Source organism: Mycolicibacter senuensis, from assembly GCF_002101885.1.
Taxonomy (GTDB): domain Bacteria; phylum Actinomycetota; class Actinomycetes; order Mycobacteriales; family Mycobacteriaceae; genus Mycobacterium; species Mycobacterium senuense.
Map to the genome: position 1 here is coordinate 86,019 of NZ_LQPS01000033.1, position 16,498 is coordinate 102,516.

19 protein-coding genes are annotated in these 16,498 nt (G+C 68.9%); 8 read left to right on the forward strand and 11 right to left on the reverse strand.

The window, feature by feature from the left end; all coding sequences use genetic code 11:
- Positions 1-129: 129 nt before the first annotated feature.
- The 7 genes from pstS (AWC24_RS09410) to AWC24_RS09440 all read right to left on the reverse strand — a co-directional run bounded on the left by pstS (AWC24_RS09410) (position 130) and on the right by AWC24_RS09440 (position 7,021).
- The gene (gene pstS, locus AWC24_RS09410) at positions 130-1,230 is read right to left on the reverse strand and encodes a phosphate ABC transporter substrate-binding protein PstS (protein ID WP_109560384.1); all 1,101 of its coding nucleotides are present in this window, start codon (positions 1,228-1,230) and stop codon (positions 130-132) included.
- A gap of 89 nt (positions 1,231-1,319) precedes the next feature.
- Complete coding sequence (pstB, locus tag AWC24_RS09415) at positions 1,320-2,096, reverse strand: phosphate ABC transporter ATP-binding protein PstB (RefSeq protein ID WP_085084235.1); 777 nt, start codon at positions 2,094-2,096, stop codon at positions 1,320-1,322.
- A gap of 56 nt (positions 2,097-2,152) precedes the next feature.
- Positions 2,153-3,067: a phosphate ABC transporter permease PstA gene (gene pstA, locus AWC24_RS09420; protein WP_085084237.1), complete on the reverse strand. Its 915-nt coding sequence runs from the start codon at positions 3,065-3,067 to the stop codon at positions 2,153-2,155.
- Positions 3,067-4,017, reverse strand: coding sequence for a phosphate ABC transporter permease subunit PstC (pstC, locus tag AWC24_RS09425; protein ID WP_407663485.1), 951 nt, complete (start codon positions 4,015-4,017; stop codon positions 3,067-3,069). Before pstC ends, pstA begins: the two co-directional genes overlap by 1 nt.
- An 87-nt stretch (positions 4,018-4,104) precedes the next feature.
- Positions 4,105-5,208 carry a phosphate ABC transporter substrate-binding protein PstS gene (pstS, locus tag AWC24_RS09430; protein ID WP_085084239.1) on the reverse strand — a complete coding sequence of 368 codons (1,104 nt, stop codon included), beginning with the start codon at positions 5,206-5,208 and terminating at the stop codon, positions 4,105-4,107.
- A gap of 107 nt (positions 5,209-5,315) precedes the next feature.
- Complete coding sequence (gene mshD / locus AWC24_RS09435; RefSeq protein WP_085084241.1) at positions 5,316-6,242, reverse strand: mycothiol synthase; 927 nt, start codon at positions 6,240-6,242, stop codon at positions 5,316-5,318.
- A complete protein-coding gene (locus tag AWC24_RS09440) occupies positions 6,239-7,021 on the reverse strand; it encodes a winged helix-turn-helix transcriptional regulator (protein WP_085084242.1) in 783 nt (260 codons plus the stop codon). Before AWC24_RS09440 ends, mshD begins: the two co-directional genes overlap by 4 nt.
- A gap of 60 nt (positions 7,022-7,081) precedes the next feature.
- Between AWC24_RS09440 and lmeA the strand changes: the two genes are divergently transcribed.
- The 6 genes from lmeA to AWC24_RS09465 all read left to right on the forward strand — a co-directional run bounded on the left by lmeA (position 7,082) and on the right by AWC24_RS09465 (position 10,596).
- On the forward strand, positions 7,082-7,873 hold the full coding sequence (lmeA, locus tag AWC24_RS09445; RefSeq protein WP_085084244.1) for a mannan chain length control protein LmeA: 792 nt from the start codon (positions 7,082-7,084) through the stop codon (positions 7,871-7,873).
- A gap of 53 nt (positions 7,874-7,926) precedes the next feature.
- Positions 7,927-8,292, forward strand: a complete 366-nt coding sequence (locus tag AWC24_RS09450; RefSeq protein ID WP_085084363.1) for a thioredoxin family protein — start codon at positions 7,927-7,929, stop codon at positions 8,290-8,292.
- Between the two features lie 50 nt (positions 8,293-8,342).
- Entirely contained in the window at positions 8,343-8,411 is a 69-nt protein-coding gene (locus AWC24_RS23495; RefSeq protein ID WP_353617130.1) for a putative leader peptide, read from the forward strand.
- Between the two features lie 242 nt (positions 8,412-8,653).
- Entirely contained in the window at positions 8,654-9,487 is an 834-nt protein-coding gene (locus AWC24_RS09455; protein WP_085084246.1) for a sulfurtransferase, read from the forward strand.
- Between the two features lies 1 nt (position 9,488).
- Positions 9,489-9,791, forward strand: a complete 303-nt coding sequence (locus AWC24_RS09460) for a DUF1416 domain-containing protein (RefSeq protein WP_085084248.1) — start codon at positions 9,489-9,491, stop codon at positions 9,789-9,791.
- 166 nt (positions 9,792-9,957) lie between these two features.
- Positions 9,958-10,596, forward strand: coding sequence for a heme-binding beta-barrel domain-containing protein (locus AWC24_RS09465; RefSeq protein WP_407663484.1), 639 nt, complete (start codon positions 9,958-9,960; stop codon positions 10,594-10,596).
- A 12-nt stretch (positions 10,597-10,608) separates the two neighbouring features.
- Here AWC24_RS09465 and AWC24_RS09470 read toward each other — a convergent pair whose 3' ends face one another.
- A complete protein-coding gene (locus tag AWC24_RS09470; RefSeq protein WP_085084253.1) occupies positions 10,609-11,475 on the reverse strand; it encodes an aminodeoxychorismate lyase in 867 nt (288 codons plus the stop codon).
- A 35-nt stretch (positions 11,476-11,510) separates the two neighbouring features.
- On the opposite strand from AWC24_RS09470, the gene ygfZ reads away from it, so the two are divergent.
- Together ygfZ and AWC24_RS09480 are read left to right on the forward strand one after the other, a co-directional pair.
- On the forward strand, positions 11,511-12,590 hold the full coding sequence (ygfZ, locus tag AWC24_RS09475; RefSeq protein ID WP_085084255.1) for a CAF17-like 4Fe-4S cluster assembly/insertion protein YgfZ: 1,080 nt from the start codon (positions 11,511-11,513) through the stop codon (positions 12,588-12,590).
- Positions 12,591-12,738: 148 nt separating this feature from the next.
- The gene (locus AWC24_RS09480; protein ID WP_085084257.1) at positions 12,739-12,903 is read left to right on the forward strand and encodes a DUF3073 domain-containing protein; all 165 of its coding nucleotides are present in this window, start codon (positions 12,739-12,741) and stop codon (positions 12,901-12,903) included.
- A gap of 23 nt (positions 12,904-12,926) precedes the next feature.
- Here the strand turns inward: AWC24_RS09480 and purM are convergent, their stop codons facing one another.
- Genes purM through AWC24_RS09495 form a run of 3 tightly spaced genes read right to left on the reverse strand, consistent with a single transcriptional unit; the run spans position 12,927 to position 16,457 of the window.
- Entirely contained in the window at positions 12,927-14,018 is a 1,092-nt protein-coding gene (purM, locus tag AWC24_RS09485; protein WP_085084259.1) for a phosphoribosylformylglycinamidine cyclo-ligase, read from the reverse strand.
- 34 nt (positions 14,019-14,052) lie between these two features.
- The gene (locus tag AWC24_RS09490; RefSeq protein ID WP_085084261.1) at positions 14,053-15,306 is read right to left on the reverse strand and encodes an acyl-CoA dehydrogenase family protein; all 1,254 of its coding nucleotides are present in this window, start codon (positions 15,304-15,306) and stop codon (positions 14,053-14,055) included.
- On the reverse strand, positions 15,303-16,457 hold the full coding sequence (locus tag AWC24_RS09495) for an acyl-CoA dehydrogenase family protein (protein WP_085084263.1): 1,155 nt from the start codon (positions 16,455-16,457) through the stop codon (positions 15,303-15,305). The genes AWC24_RS09490 and AWC24_RS09495 overlap by 4 nt, the downstream gene beginning before the upstream one ends.
- Between the last annotated feature and the right edge of the window lie 41 nt (positions 16,458-16,498).

Sequence of the window (16,498 nt, forward strand, 5' to 3'; positions counted from 1 at the left end):
TTAACCAGAGGTTACAGGTGAACCTTAAGGTAGGGCTACATTCCTGGTCAGAATGAAATTCACAAGAACCACGAATTCGTATCGGCAGCAGCAACTGCGGTGGCCGCCAGTGGGCCGGGGACCGGTCGGCTATTGGATCGCGTCGATCGCTGTCCGCAATTTCGCCCGGAACGTATCCGGCAGCGGTATGTAGCCGTACTGATCCAAATCCTCCTGGCCGGCGCCGATCGCCGCGCTCATGAAGGCCTTCACCGCCTGCCCATTGGCGGCGTTGGGGTACTTCGAGCAGACGATCTCATAGGTCACCAGCACGATCGGGTAGGCCCCGGCCTCGGTCGGCTTGTAGAACGATGACGTGTCGACCACCAAATCGTTGCCCTCACCGATGAACTTCGCACCGGCAATGGTTTTCTCCACCGAGTCGGTCGAGATCGTCACCGGCTCCGGGCCAGCCGAAGTGATGATCCGAGCCATTTTCAACTGCCGTCCCACCGCAAAAGACCATTCGTTATAGGTAATCGATCCCTCGGTGCTGCGCAGTAGCGCCGAAGTGCCGTCGTTACCGCTCGCCCCCACGCCGACACCACCATTGAAAGCCTTACCGGCGCCCCTGCCCCAAGCGCCGTCGGAGGCAGCGTCGAGATACTTCTGGAAGTTGTCGGTGGTCCCGGACGAGTCACCGCGGAACAGCACGTGGATCGGCTCGGCCGGCAGCTGGACCTCCTTGTTGAGCGCCCGCAACGCGGGATCGTCCCAGCTGGTGATGGTGCCGTTGAAGATCTTCGCCAGCGTCGGGCCGTCCACGGTCAGATCACCGACACCGCTGACGTTGTAGGTGACCGCAATCGGGCCGAAGACCGTGGGCAGATGCCATGCCGGCGACCCGCAGCGGGCCGCCACCCGTTGCGGCTCGCCCGTCGACGGGTCCAGCGGGGAGTCCGACCCGGCCAGCTCGGTGTGGCCGCTGGCGAACTGTGCCACCCCCGTGCCCGAACCGTTGGCCCGGTAGTCCAGCGTGTAGTCCGGGCAGGCCCGGATGTAGGCGTAGACGAACTGCTCGATGGCGTGCGCCTGGGCGGTCGAACCGCTGGCGAGCAGTTTCTTCTTTCCGCCGCACTGCACCGGGATGTCCGAGGCCGAGTCCGACGACGTCGAACTGCCACAGCCCGCGACCAGCAGCAGAGTCGTCACCATCAGACTCAACGCGATGCGGAATCGATTGGGCTTCACACATTCCTCCCGCCGACGCTGGTCGTTACACCGTAGTCGATGCCGGTGCCAAAAATACCGGCTACATACCCGGCGGTCCGGGCGCGCTGTCAGCCGAAACGGCCGGAGATGTAGTCCTCGGTCTCCTTGCAGCTGGGGTTGGAGAAGACCTTCTCGGTGCCGTCGATCTCGATCAGCCGGCCCGGCTTGCCGACGGCCTCGAGGTTGAAAAACGCGGTCTGGTCACTGACCCGGGCGGCCTGCTGCATGTTGTGGGTGACGATGACGATGGTGTAGTCCTGCTTGAGTTGAGCGATCAACTCTTCGATGGCCATCGTCGAAATCGGGTCCAGCGCCGAACACGGCTCGTCCATCAACAGCACATCGGGCTGCACCGCGATCGCCCGGGCGATACACAATCGCTGCTGCTGTCCGCCCGACAGCCCGCCGCCGGGCCTGTCCAGCCGGTCCTTCACCTCGTTCCACAGGTTGGCGCCGCGCAGCGAATGCTCCGCGGTCTCGTCGAGTAGCTTGCGGTTGCGAACACCCTGCAACTTCAGCCCGGCGACCACGTTGTCGCGGATCGACATGGTGGGGAACGGGTTCGGACGCTGGAACACCATGCCGATGGCCTTCCGCACCCCGACCGGATCGATCGCCGGGCCGTAGATGTCCTCGCCGTCGAGCAGCACCGACCCGTCGACCCGGGCGCCGGAGATGACCTCATGCATCCGGTTCAGGGTGCGCAACACCGTCGACTTACCGCATCCGGACGGTCCGATGAACGCGGTCACGCTGCGCGGGGCGACCGACAGCGTCACGTCGGCAACGGCATGGAAGGCCCCGTAATAGATGTTGAGATCGGTCAGGTCCAACCTTTTAGCCACCGTGCAGCACTCCTAATCGTTCATCTCCCACCGCTTCGCGCTGGATTGCCGTCAGACTAGAACTTCTTGGGCGCGAACATCCGCGCACCGAACCTGGCCGCGATGTTCAGTATCGCTATCAGGACGATCAGCGTCAGCGCGGCACCCCAGAGACGATCGGTGGGAACCGCGCTGGTGCCCGCGCCCGCCGAAGTCTGGTCGTACATCATGCCCGGCAGCGACCCCATGAAGCCCTGGAACATGTCGAAGTTGATCGCCTGCGAATAACCGACCAGGATCAGCAGCGGCGCCGTCTCGCCCATCACCCGGGCCAGTGCCAGCAGGATCCCGGTGATGATGCCCGACAGCGCGGTCGGGATCACGATGCTGACGATGGTCTTCCACTTCGGCGCGCCCAGCGCGTAACTGGCCTCTCGCAGGTCCATCGGAATGATCCGGAGCATCTCCTCGGTCGCCCGGACGATCACCGGCACCATCAGCAGCACCAACGACAACGACACCGCGAAACCGGAGCGTTGGAAGCCCAGGGTCGCCACCCACAGCGCATAGATGAACAGCGCGGCCACGATCGACGGGACCCCGGTCAAGATGTCCACCATGAACGTCGCGAGCTTGCCGAGCCGGGTGTCCGCACCGTATTCGACGAGATAGATCGCCACGAAGATGCCGAGCGGGATCGACAGCGCCGCGCACACCAGTCCCTGCAACAGGGTTCCCACGATCGCGTGGTAGGCGCCGCCCCCGGCTGCGAACGCGGTCATCCCGGCCTGCGAATTCGTCCACCAGACACTGGAACTGACCGCGCCGAACCCGCGTTCGAACACCGAGTACATCACCCAGATCAGCGGCACCAGCGCGACTCCCATCGCGACGGTGACCAGCACCGTCGCGATGGCGTTGGCCACCCGGCGACGCAGGCTCACCGCCGCGAAGGTGCGCTCCTTGACGGGCCGGTCCAGCAGGGCGGTCATCAGTGCACCTTCTTCGTGATGGCGGCACGCGCCAACGCGTTGACCACCAGGGTCAGCACGAACAGCACGAGTCCTGCCGCGATGTAGGCGCCGGCCTTGTACTGGTCGTTGAACTCCGATGCGGTGGCGGCGATCTTGGTGGCGAAGGTGTAGCCGCCGTCGAACAGCGACCAGTTGAACGCCGTCTGGGTGGCCCGCAGAATGATCAGCAACGCGACCGTCTCACCGAGCGCACGCCCCAGCCCCAGCATGGCGGCGCTGATGTAGCCGGACCGCCCGAAGGGCAGCATCACCACCTTGACCACTTCCCACCGGGTCGCACCCAGCGCCAGCGCGGCCTCGACCTGGCCGCGCGGGGTCTGGGCCAGCACCTCCCGGGTGACCGCGGTGATGATCGGCAGGATCATCACCGCCAGCACGATCCCGCCGGTGAAGACGGTGCCGCCGCCGGCCACGGAGGCGTTGCCGGTGGCGAACAGAAAGAATCCGCTGAGGTTGTCGTTGAGCCACTGCGCCGAGCCCCGCAGCTGCGGCGCCAGCACGTACAGCCCCCAAGCCCCGTAGATGATCGACGGCACGGCCGCCAACAGTTCCACCATGTAGGCGAGCGGTCCGACGAGCCGCCGGGGGGCGTACTCGGTGAGGTAGATCGCGACGCCGAGCGCCACCGGCATGGCCAGCAGCAGGGCGAACACCGAGACGAACACCGTCACCTGCAAGAGCTCCGCGACACCGAAATGCATGGCGGAGGTGTCGGTGGTGACCCAGTTGCCGCCGTAGGTGAAGAAGTTCTCCTTGTTGCGTTGCAGCGCCGGAATGGCACGCAGCAGCAGGAACCCGCCGACGGCCGTGATCAAGACGATGATCAACACGCCGGAGCCTTCGGCCACCCGCCGGAACAATCGGTCGGTCAGCGAACCCGTTGCGGAGCGCCTCGTCGGCGGAGTCAGCGGCGACTTGTTGGCCACCGGTGACTCCGCCACGCTGAAACTCGACGACTCGGCGATACTAGACACCCCTTCGGTTGCGCGGTGCCGCTACTGAATAGCGTCGATAGCGCTGCTCAGTCGCCGCTTGAGCTGGTCGGGCAACCGGACGTAACCCACGTCCGCCAACCCTTCCTGACCGGTGGTCGACGCCGCCCGCAGGAAGGACTTCACGCCCGCCGCCGTGTCCGGGTCGTAGCCCTTGGAGCAGACGATCTCATAGGTCACCAAGACTAGTGGGTAGGCGGCGGCCTGCTTGGTCCCGTAGAGCGAGCGCAGGTCCAGTCGCATGTCATTGCTGTCCTCGGTCACGAACCCGGCGGACTGGATCGCCGCGCCGGCCGCCTCGTCGGTGGCCGCGACCACGCCGGCACCCGAGTCGATCATCGCCGACAGCAGGTTCGCCTGGTCGGCGAAGCCCTTCTCGACGTAACCGATGGCGCCCGGCGTGCTCTGCACGGCCTGCACCACCCCGGCCGACTTCTGTGCACCCTCACCGACGCCGCCCTGGAACTCGCTGCCGTCGCCCCTGGTCCAGGCCTGCGGCGCGGCGGCGCTGAGGTACTTCTGGAAGTTGTCGGTGGTCCCCGAGGAGTCCGACCGATAGATCGGTGTGATGGCGAGCGCCGGAAGTTCGGCGCCCGGGTTCAGGGCGGTCAGGGCGGGGTCGTCCCAGCTGGTGATCGATCCGCTGAAGATCCGGGCCAGCACGTCGGCGTTGAGCACCAGGTGCTCGACCCCGTCGAGGTGGTAGGCCATGCTGATCGGGCCGAAGACCAGCGGCAGATGCCAGGCGGGGTTCCCGTCGCAGCGCTCGGCGGCCTGTGCGACCTGCGCCTCGCTCAGCGGCGAATCGGACCCGGCGAAGTCGACGTGCCCGGCGATGAACTGCTCCCGGCCCGCACCCGACCCGGTCGGGTTGTACGACAGGTTCTTGCCGGCGCACTCCTTGCCCCACACCTGGTTGAACACCGCGATGGCGTTCTGTTGGGCCGTTGAGCCCTCGGCGGTCAGCGTGCTCTTGCCGGCACACTCGGCGGATCCCGACGCGCCGGCGCCGGCCGCACCACCGGAGTTGTCGTCACTGCCGCACCCGCTCAGTGCCAGCCCCAGGGTCGCCGCCAACAGGGCAACACCCGCCGTTGTGGGTTTCATCGCTCCTCGCTTCCTCGCTCAGGTTCAAATCCCCCCGGAACGTATGCGGCACTCATGGATGGGAACCGCATGGCAGGTGAACGCGCGGTGAATAGATCGCCGCCCGGTCAACCTCCCTCCACCCCGGCGTAGGCGGTGTCGACGCTGTGGACGGTGAAACCCAGCTGCCGGTACGTCCGCAGCGCCGCGGTGTTATCCGCCTCGACGTAGAGCAGCACGATCGGCGCGTCGAGATCGGCGAGCTCCCCGGCCAAGTGGGCCAGACCAACCTCGGTGAGAACTCGACCCAGGCCGCGGCCCTGAGCGGCCGGATCGACCCCGACGACGTACACCTCCCCGGCGGGGTCGGCGCCGGCGGCGCCGGGGTGGATCTTGGTCCAGTGGAATCCCAGCAGCGTCCGATCGTCGCCTTCTGGAGACTCCGGGAACGCCTGGAACAGTCCGCGTGGATCGAACCAGTCCTCGGCCCGCCGTTCGGCCAGGTCGGCCGGTGTCCAGCCGCCCTGCTCCGGGTGCCAGGCGAAGGCGGCGTTGTTCACCCGCAGCAATTCGGCGTCGTCCCCGGTGCCCGCATAGCCGCGGATCGTCACCCCGGCCGGAATCGACGGCTCGGGGATCCCGCGCAACGACCGTCGCATCTGCAGCAGCTCGCGCACCGTGACCAGCTGCAGCGCCGCGGCGGCGGCCCGGGCTGCCGGCAGCGTGCCGTGCGCCCAGAACCGGGTGCGCCCATTGCTCTTCGTCAACGCGGCGCGAATCATCGCCGAGCCGATACCGCGCCGCCGGGCGTGCGGTGCGACCACCAGTTCGGCCATCGGAGCGGTGTCGTCCGGCGGCGCACTCAGGTTCAGATAGCCCAGCAATCCGTCCGCGCCGGCCGCGACCAGATGCCCGCTGCGGGTGGCGGACAGCTCGCGCAGCACCTGCTCCCCGACCGGCTCGACGCCGTCGTGGTGGGCTGCGGCGGCGATCAGCTCCCGAACCTGCCGCTGCTCGTCGTCGGTGAGCGCCTCGCGCCACCCCGGGGTGGTCACTGACTGGCCAGCGACTCGGGCGCGCCGCCGCCGGCGGAGTCGGCACCGTCGTCGACCGCGAGATCCTCGCCCGCCCCGCCCTCGTCGTCGGATGCGCCCCCCGGCTTGCCCCGAACCGGCCGGACCGCCTTGTAACCGACGTTGCGCACCGTGCCGATCAGCGACTCGTATTCGGGCCCGAGCTTTGCCCGCAGCCGCCGCACGTGCACGTCGACGGTGCGGGTGCCCCCGAAGAAGTCGTACCCCCACACCTCCTGCAGCAGCTGCGCCCGGGTGAACACCCGGCCGACGTGCTGGGCGAGATATTTGAGCAGCTCGAATTCCTTGTAGGTCAGATCCAGCGGCCGGCCGCGCAGCCGCGCGGTGTAGGTGCCCTCGTCGATCACCAACTCACCCAGCTTGGTCTGACCGGAGGCCTGATCGGCGGCCGGTGCGGCGCGCCGACCGGTCAACAACCGCAGCCGGGCGTCGACCTCGGCGGGCCCGGTGCCCGGCAGCAGGATCTCGTCGATACCCCACTCGGCGTTGACGGCCACCAGCCCGCCCTCGGTCACCACCGCTATCACCGGCACCGAACCGGCAGTGGTGCTCAGCAGCCGGCACAGCCCGCGGGCGCCCGCCAGGTCGGTGCGGGCATCGACGATCACCACCTCCGCCGACCCTGCCTCCAGCAGCGCCGAGACCTCCGGCGGCGCTGTCCGCACGCTATGTGCCAGCAGCGACAGCGACGGCAGCACCACTTCCGGGTGCAGGTCAGCGGTCAACAGCAGTAGCTCCAACGTGGCCCTCCAGCGTCCCAGGTGATCTAACGATAGCGTGCGACCTGCCAGAATGACCGGGTGCGCAGGGTGCTTATCGGGATATCGGCCGTGATCGCGGCGGTGGCGGTCGCAGCTGGCGGGGTCGATTTCGGGACCAGCGTCTACGCCGAATACCAGTTGTCCCGGGCGGTGCGCCGGGCCACCGACCTCGGATCCGATCCCTTCGTCGCGATCCTCGGGTTCCCGTTCATCCCGCAGGCACGGCGGGACCACTACGACGAAGTGGAGATCAAAGCCCCTGCCGTCGAACAGCCGATGGTCGGCAAGGCGATGCTGGAGGCCACCATGCATTCCGTCGACCTGAGCGAGGCGTCGTGGCGATTCCGGCCGGGCGCCAAGATCTCGGTCGCCAAACTGGAGAGCCGGATCATCATCGGCTCGGTGTACCTGGGGCGCTATCTGGGCATCCGCGATCTGATGGTGGAGGCGCCGCCGAACGAGACCAACGACGCCACCGGCGGCACCACCGAGTCGGGGATCTCCAGCAATCACGGCCTGGTGTTCACCGGCACGCCGGCCGGCTACGGCAAGCGGGTGAGCGTGGCGGTGGACCTGTCGGTCGGCGGCGCCGACCACAGCACGCTGGTGATCACCCCGACCGGAGTGCTCACCGGCCCGGACACCGCCGACCAGCACGTGCCGGACGACCAGCGGGCCGCGGTGCTGGCGGCGTTCCACGGCAGCGTGCCGCAGCAGCGACTGCCGTTCGGGCTGGTGCCCACCAGCCAGGGCGCCCGCGGCTCCGATGTGATCATCGAGGGCATCGCCGAGGACATGACCGTCACCCTGCCGGAGTTCCGCCCGCGGTGAGCGTGCTCGCGATACTCACCGGCCTGCTGCTGGCGGGCGTGATCGGGTGGCGGATGTGCCGGCGGGCGGGGCTGCCCGAGGCCGTGGCGGCCACGGCCTGGGGGACCGGCACCGACGACGGCGGCGGGGCTGCGTTTCTCGGGTTGCCGCCCGGCGGCCCGGCGGTGGTGCATTTCTCCGCGCCGTGGTGCGGGCCCTGTGCCGCGGCGCGGCGGGTGGTCGAGGCGGTCTGCGACGATCTCGGCGTCGCACACCGCGAAGTCGACATCGATGCGAACCCCGCTGCGGCGCGACGGTTCTCGGTGCTGTCGTTGCCCACCACGCTGATCTTCGACGCCGAGGGCCGGCAGCGTTACCGGGCCGCAGGTGTGCCGACGACGGCTGTGCTGCGGTCGGCGCTGGAGCAGTTATTGGCTTGAACGCCCCCGCATTGGGTAGGCTGTTCGTCGTGTTCGCCCGCCTTGAGCTTGTGCTCACCAAGCGTCGCGCAGTCGATCTGTGCCGCACCGCGGGCTGCTGCTGTTGTCGCTGTCGCTGAGTCGCCGCGTTCTCGCGTCGCTCTGGGAGCCGCCCGGTGAATCCGTGGCATGTCTCCATCCAGCCATTTGCCACGACAGCCAGGGAGCAACACCATGCCGGACACCGCATCCGACACCGGGCGGGTAGGCGTCCGGGCAATCTCCGGTTTCGCCGCCTCCCGGGTGGTGAGTGCAGTTGCGCGGGCGCCCGCCGGTGGCATGACCGCAGCGGCTGCCCCGACTCACCGAAAGGATGTCCGCCATGGCTCGCTCTGACGTCCTGGTCTCCACCGACTGGGCCGAGAGCAATCTCGACGCGCCGGACACCGTCTTCGCCGAAGTCGACGAGGACACCAGCGTCTACAACACCAACCACATCCCGGGCGCGATCCGACTGGACTGGCGAACGGACCTGCAGGACCCGGTCCGTCGCGATGTGGTCGACGCCGCCGGATTCTCCAAGCTGCTCTCCGAACGCGGTATCGCCAACGACGACACGGTGATCCTCTACGGCGGCAACAACAACTGGTTCGCGGCGTTCGCCTACTGGTACTTCAAGCTCTACGGCCACGAATCGGTCAAACTGCTCGACGGTGGCCGCAAGAAGTGGGAGCTCGAGGGGCGCCCGCTCTCCGGTGAGCAGGTCACCCGGCCGGCCACGTCCTACACCGCCAAGCCGCTGGACGAGTCGTTGCGGGCGCGGCGCGACGAGGTGATCGCCGCGATCAACACCAAGAACCTCATCGACGTGCGCTCCCCGGAGGAGTTCTCCGGCAAGATCCTGGCCCCGGCGCACCTGCCCCAGGAGCAGAGCCAGCAGCGCGGCCACATCCCCAGCGCGATCAACGTGCCGTGGAGCCGCACCGCCAACGAGGACGGCACCTTCCGCTCCGACGAGGAGCTGGCCAAGTTGTACGCCGACGCCGGCCTGGACGGCGAGAAGGAGACCATCGCGTACTGCCGGATCGGTGAGCGCTCCTCGCACACCTGGTTCGTGCTGCACGAACTTCTCGGTCACCGGAATGTCAAGAACTACGACGGCAGTTGGATGGAATACGGCTCCCTGGTGGGCGCCTCGATCGAATTGGGAAGCTGATATGTGCTCTGGACCGAAACAAGGACTGGTCTTGCCGGCCAACGTCGACCTGGCCAAGGAGACGGTGATCACCGGCCGCGTGGTGGACAGCTCCGGTGCGACCGTCGGGGGCGCCTTCGTGCGACTGCTGGACTCCTCCGACGAATTCACCGCCGAGGTGGTCGCATCGGCGACCGGCGACTTCCGGTTCTTCGCCGCACCGGGCCTGTGGACGGTGCGAGCACTGTCCACGGCGGGCAACGGTGACGCCGTGGTGTCACCGTCGGGCGCCGGCCTCCACGAGGTCGACATCAAAGTCGCCTGACGGCTCGCGATAGACTTCCCCTCGTGGTGCTGTTCTTCGAGTTCTTGCTGGTGGCGGCTACGGGCCTGATCACCTGGTTCGCGCTGTACACGCTGTACCGGCTGATCACCGACGAGATGTGAGCGCCTCAGGCGGTGGCGCGCAGGGCGCCGGCGAACGTCCGGTCATCCCCGGTTCCGGTGACCGTGCGATAGCCGCGGCCGCCGAACGGGCCGGCCAGACCGCGTCGCGCAACCTCCCGGTCTTCGACGACCTTCCGGTCAGCGACACGGCCAACCTGCGCGAAGGCGCCGATCTGCACGACGCCCTGCTGGCACTGCTGCCGTTGGTCGGGGTGTGGCGCGGTGAAGGCGTGGGCCACCGTGCGCACGGCGACTACCGGTTCGGCCAGCAGATCGTGGTCTCCCACGACGGGGGCGACTACCTGAACTGGGAGGCGCGGTCGTGGCCGCTCGATGATGCCGGCGAGCCCACCGGGCCGGCCCTGCGCGAAACCGGCTTCTGGCGGTTCAGCGCCGATCCCGACGATCCGGCGGAGTCCCAGGCGGTCGAACTGCTGTTGGCGCACGCGGTCGGCTACGTGGAGCTGTTCTACGGGCGCCCGCACGGCCCGGCGTCCTGGGAGTTGGTCACCGATGCGCTGGCGCGCACCAAGTCGGCGGGACCGGCTGCCGTGATGGGCGCAGCCAAACGGCTTTACGGCATCGTCGAAGACGGCGACCTGGCCTACGTGGAGGAGCGGGTGGACGCCGACGGCGAACTGGTGCCGCACCTTTCGGCGCGGTTGGCCCGCTTCGTCGGCTGATCGGCCGCGGCGTCAATGGCCGATGGCGCGATCCACCAGCCTGCTGAACTCTTCGCCGGGCACTCTCGGGTTGAGCACCCGACCGTCCAGGGTGTTCACCCGGGCAGCCAGCGTGATGCTTGAGACCAGCCAGATGTCTTGTGCGGCAACAAGGTCCGTGGCACGCAGCGGCACGTACTCGCAACGGTAGCCCGCGCCGCGGGCCACCTCGAACAGTGCCTCGGCGGTGGTGCCGCGCAGGATCGGCTGCGATGACGGCGGGGTGATCAGCCGGCCGGGTTCCACCAGGATGACGGTGGAGCGCGGGCCCTCCAGGACGAAACCGTCGGAGCTGACGAAGATCACGTCGTCGGCGCCCTGCTTGGCGGCGTGGCGCAACGCGGCCATGTTGACCGCATAGGACAGGGTCTTGGCGCCGGCCAGCAGCCACGGCATCGGCTCGCCCTGCGCCGGCATGCCGCGGTCCAGGGTCAGCGCCGCCACACCCGCTCGCCGTGCCGCGGTGATGCGAGCCGGCAGCGGGGTGATCATCACGTATGCGGTCGGCTGCGGGTCGTTCTGGGAGTCACTTTCCCGGCCGCGGCTGTAGATCAGCCGCAGCGCCCCCTCGCCGGCCGCCGTCCACTGCCGCACCGCCGTGTCGATGGCACCGCGCCACTCGCCCAGGTCCGGCGCGGGCAGATCCATCAGTTCGGCCGAGCGGGCCAACCGCTGCAGATGGGCGTCGAGCAGACAGACCGAACCGTCGCGCACCAGCAGCGTTTCGAAGACCCCGTCGCCGCGCAATACCGCCAGGTCGTCCGCGTGCAACAACGGGTGGTGTGCGGCCACCGGGCCACCGCCCACGGTGACGATGGTCACGGCAGGATCGGCGGGCATGGACCCTGAGCGTAGCGGCTCCGTAGAGTCGACATGTGTCCGCCGTCCCCGCCCCCGAAGCCGGGCCCGACGCCGGTGCGATCTGGCACTACGGCGATCCGTTCGGCGAACAGCGCAGCGCCCAATCCGAGGCCGTCCTGGTGGACCGGTCCCATCGCGCCGTGCTCACCGTGAGCGGCCCGGAGCGCCGGACGTGGCTGCACACGCTGTGCACCCAGCACGTCGCCGAGCTGCCCGAGGGCGCCACTACCGAGAACCTGACCCTGGACGGCAAGGGCCGCATCACCAATCACTGGGTGCAGACCGAACTGGGCGGGCGCACCTACCTCGACACCGAGCCTTGGCTGGGCGAACCGCTGACCGACCACCTTCGCAAGATGGTGTTCTGGGCCGACGTGACGATCGAGCCGGCCGATCTCGCGGTGCTGTCACTGCTGGGCCCCCGCGTCACCGACCCTGCGGTGCTCGACGCACTGGGTGTGGCCGCACCGCCCGGGGCGGCTGCGGTGGCGTTCGCAGACTCCGCCGGCTTCGTGCGCCGCGGCCCCGGCGAGCACACGCTGGACGTGCTGGTGCCGCGCGCCGAGAAGGGCAACTGGCAGCGTCGGCTGACACGGGCCGGGGTGAAGCCGGCCGGTATCTGGGCCTACGAGGCCCAGCGGGTGGCGGCGCGGCGGCCGCGGCTGGGATTGGACACCGACGAGCGCGGCATCCCGCACGAGCTGAACTGGATCGGCGGCCCCGGCGCCGGCGCGGTGCACCTGGACAAGGGTTGCTACAGCGGACAGGAGACGGTGGCGCGGGTACACAACCTGGGCAAACCGCCCCGGATGCTGGTGCTGCTGCATCTGGACGGATCGGTGGACCGGCCCTCGACCGGCGATCCGATCACCGCCGGCGGACGCCCGGTGGGCCGGCTGGGCACGGTGGTGGACCACTTCGAGCTGGGCCCGATCGCGCTGGCACTGCTCAAGCGCGGGCTGCCGGCCGAGACGCCCCTGTCGACCGGGCCGGACGGGGAAGTCAGCGCGGTGATCGACGCCGAATCGATGCCGCCGCCGGACGCGCCGGGAGCGGGTCGGGTCGCCGTCGACCGACTGCGCGGCCGGGCCTGATCCCGGAGTTGACGGGCGTCACACCTCACAGGCCAGGTCGGCAGTCGCGCGCGCGGCACGGTAAGCTGTCGGCAGGACAATAAACACACTCAGATCGGAGCCGCCTGCTCGTTGGGGCCGCTCCGTTATTGCGCGAGGGGGTCCCCCCATGGGCCGCGGCCGGGCTAAGGCGAAGCAGACCAAGGTTGCTCGTGAGCTCAAATACAGCTCACCGACGACTGATTTCAGCCAGCTACAACGTGAGCTGGCTGGGTCTGACAAATCCAACCACGACGGCGACGACTCGTGGAGCGACGACGACTGGCGTCGCTGACCACTGCGGCATAGCGCCCGGCGTCAGAACCTCGGGTGCTGGCCGACCAGCTTGACGCCGGCACCGGTCTTGGCGCTCTTACCGGCCTTGGCGACCGTACCGAGCGGCCAGCAGTCGACGTGCCGAGCGGTCAGGATCGCAAGCGCCCGGTCGGTGTCCTCGGGCGCGACGATCGCGACCATGCCGACGCCGAGGTTGAACGTCTTCTCCATCTCGGCCCTGCTCACCCGGCCGCGCTGCGCGATCATGCCGAACACCGGCGCGGGCGTCCAAGTGCCGCGATCCACCTCGGCGATCAATCCGTCCGGGATGACGCGGGCCAGGTTGCCGGCCAGCCCGCCACCGGTGACGTGGCAGAAGGTGCGCACCTGGGTCTCGGCGGCCAGCGCCAGGCAGTCCTTGGCGTAGATGCGGGTCGGTTCCAGCAGTTCCTCGCCCAAGGTGCGGCCGAACTCCTCGACATGGCCGGCCAGGTTCATCCGGTCGATGTCGAGCAGTACCGCACGGGCCAGCGAATAGCCGTTGGAGTGCAGTCCCGACGAGCCCATCGCGATCAGCACGTCGCCGGGGCGAACCCGCTCTGGTCCCAGCACATCGTCGGCCTCCACCACGCCGACACCGGTCGCGGAGATGTCGTAGTGGTCCGGTTCCATCAGGCCCGGGTGCTCGGCGGTCTCGCCGCCCAGCAGCGCGCAACCGGCCTGCACGCAGCCTTCGGCGATACCGGACACGATCGCGCTGACCCGTTCGGGCACGGTGCGGCCGACAGCGATGTAGTCCTGTAGGAACAGCGGCTCGGCGCCGCACACCACCAGGTCGTCGACCACCATCGCGACCAGGTCGATGCCGACGGTGTCATGCTTGTCCATCGCCTGGGCGATCGCCAGCTTGGTCCCCACCCCGTCGGTGGAGGACGCCAGCAGCGGCTCCCGGTAGTCGTTGCGCAGGGCGAACAGCCCGGCGAATCCGCCGAGCCCGCCCCGCACCTCCGGCCGGGTCGCCCGGGCTGCCAGCGGCTTGAACAATTCGACGGCCCGGTCACCGGCCTCGATGTCCACACCGGCCGAAGCGTAGGTGACGCCCTGGGCGCTCGAATGTGCTACGGGATCCGTCATCGCGGTAAGGCTACCGTGCGCGCGCGTGCCGCGGTCACGCCCTGTTGTGTCGGACCTGGTTGAACGGGACGCCACGGTCGGCGGCGTATTCACGGGGTAGTCCGAGGACCCGCTCGGCGATGACGTTGCGGGCCATCTCGTTGCTGCCACCGCCGAGTGCCACCGTCTGGCGGGACAGGTACCGCTTGCCGACCTTGAGCAACTGCGCCTCGTCAGCAGCCGGGCCGACCACGCCGAGCGGGCCTGCGACCTCGGTGGCGGTGTCGACCTCCAGGAAGGTGACATCGGAATGGAACAACCGGATGAGCGAACCCGCGGCCGGCGGCAGCGCCCCGGTGCGCATGGCCCGCCCGACGTGGTCGACCAGACAGTCGCGGACCATCCGGCGGGCCAGCACCCGGCCGATCTTGTCCTGGGTCACCGGGTCGTCTGCGGTCCCGGCGTCGGCGGCGAGGGTGAGGAAGTCACCGGCGGCCATCTCGGTACGTTCGGCGCCCCGGCCGCTGGCGAACTCCGAGCCCTGCCCGACGGCGCGCCGCTCATGGAAGAGCAGTCGGGAGGCGACGTCCCAGCCCTTGTTGACCTCACCGACCACCGCGTCGTCGCCGAGGCGCAGTCCGTCGAAGAACTCCTCGCAGAACTCGTTGGATCCGTCGACCTGTTCGATGCGCCGCAGTGTGACGCCGGGCGCGTCGATCGGCATCAGGAACATGGTCAGGCCGTCGTGCTTGGGCACCGTCACGTCGGTGCGGGCCAGCAGCAGCCCGTAGTCGGCGGCGAACGCGCTGGTACTCCAGGTCTTGGCCCCGCTGATCACCCAGCCGTCGCCGTCGCGGTCGGCGCGGGTGATCAGCCCCGCCAGGTCCGATCCGCCGCTGGGCTCGGAGAGCAGTTGGACGAGCACCTCGTCACCGCGTAGCGCGGCGCTGATGTGCTCGCGCTTCTGCTCTTCGCTACCGGTGTCGAGCAGGGTCGCGCAGCAGATGGTGAAGGTCGGAACGTTGAGGATCAACGGCATCTCGTAGCCGTCGGATTCGATGTCGAAGGCCTTCTGGTAGCCGATGTCCAGTCCGAGGCCGCCGTATTCGCGCGGGAAACAGATCCCGGCGAACCCGCCCTCGAAGAGGCGTCGCTGGAGTTCGCGGGCGCGCTGCCAGGCGCCCTCGTCGTCCCGTCCGTTGCGGGGCGGTTGCTGCGGGTCCAGCCGCGGCATGTTGTCGGCCAGCCAGGCACGCGCTCGGGAGGCGAACTCCGCGACGCTGAGTTCGGTTGCGGCGGTCTGGCTCATGCGGCGGGCTCCGTGGTGTTCGCGGCGGTGAAGATGGCCTGGTGATGCTCGCTCGGGGTGCCGAGCAGGTTGCTGTACAGCGTGATCCTCCGCAGGTAGACGTGCAGGTCGTGCTCCCAGGTCACGCCGATGCCGCCGTGCAGCTGGATGCACTCCTGGACCAGCAGCCCGGCGTGCTCCCCCAGATAGGATTTGGCGGCGCTGGCCCACATCCCGGCGTCCGGGGTGCGCGCCGCGATCTTGTCGACGGCGCCGGCGGTGATGGCGCGTGCGGCGTGCAGCCACATGGTCATGTCGGCGAGCCGGTGTTTGAGCGCCTGATACGACGCCAGAGGCCGGCCGAAACTGTAGCGGTCCCGGCACCACTCGATGGTCAGGGCCAGCACGGCGTCCAGGATTCCCACGGATTCGGCACACGCCAGCGCGATGCCGACCTGGGCCTGCCGGTCGATGAGGGCCGCCGTTTGCCCGGCGGTGCCGACGACTGCCGCCGCCTCGACCTCGACGTCGTCGAACTCGATGCGGGCGTACTGCTTGACCAGGTCGACGCAGGTCTGCGGGCGCACCGTCACCCCCGGGGCGTCGGTGCGGATCAGGAACTGCCGCAGCGCGCCGTCGTCGGTGCGGGCGCCGAGGAGAACCAGGTCCGCCTGCGCGCCGGCCTCGACCCGGTCCTTGACGCCGTTGAGCCGGTAGCCGGTCCCGGTGGCCAGGACCGTGGCCGTCGTGGTGGCGCTCGGCGCGTGCGGCCGGAAGGGCCGGCCCGGTTCGTCCGCGGCCCAGGTGGCCACCTGCTCCCCGGCTACCAGTGCGGCGATGCTCTCGGCGTGGGCATCGGCGTTGTCGGCGTCCGCCAGACCGGCCAGCACGGTGCTGACCGGGTACAGCGGCCCCGGGCCCACCGTGCGACCGATCGCCTGGGCGATCGCCGCCAGGTCGTGCAGACCGCTTCCCGAGACGCTGCCGCCACCGAGCTCCTCGGGAACCAGCAGGCCGGCCCAGCCGAGTTCAGCCGCCCGTTGCCACCATGCCGGCTGATAGGACAGGCCCTGAGCATGCAACTCGCGCTGCCCGCTGATCGCCGCGGTCTTGTCGAGAAACGCCCGCGCGGTCGCGACGAACAGCTCACTCTCGGTGGACAACTCGGTCATGTGGTCTCCTCCTGGACGCTAAAGGCCTTGACCGCCACGAC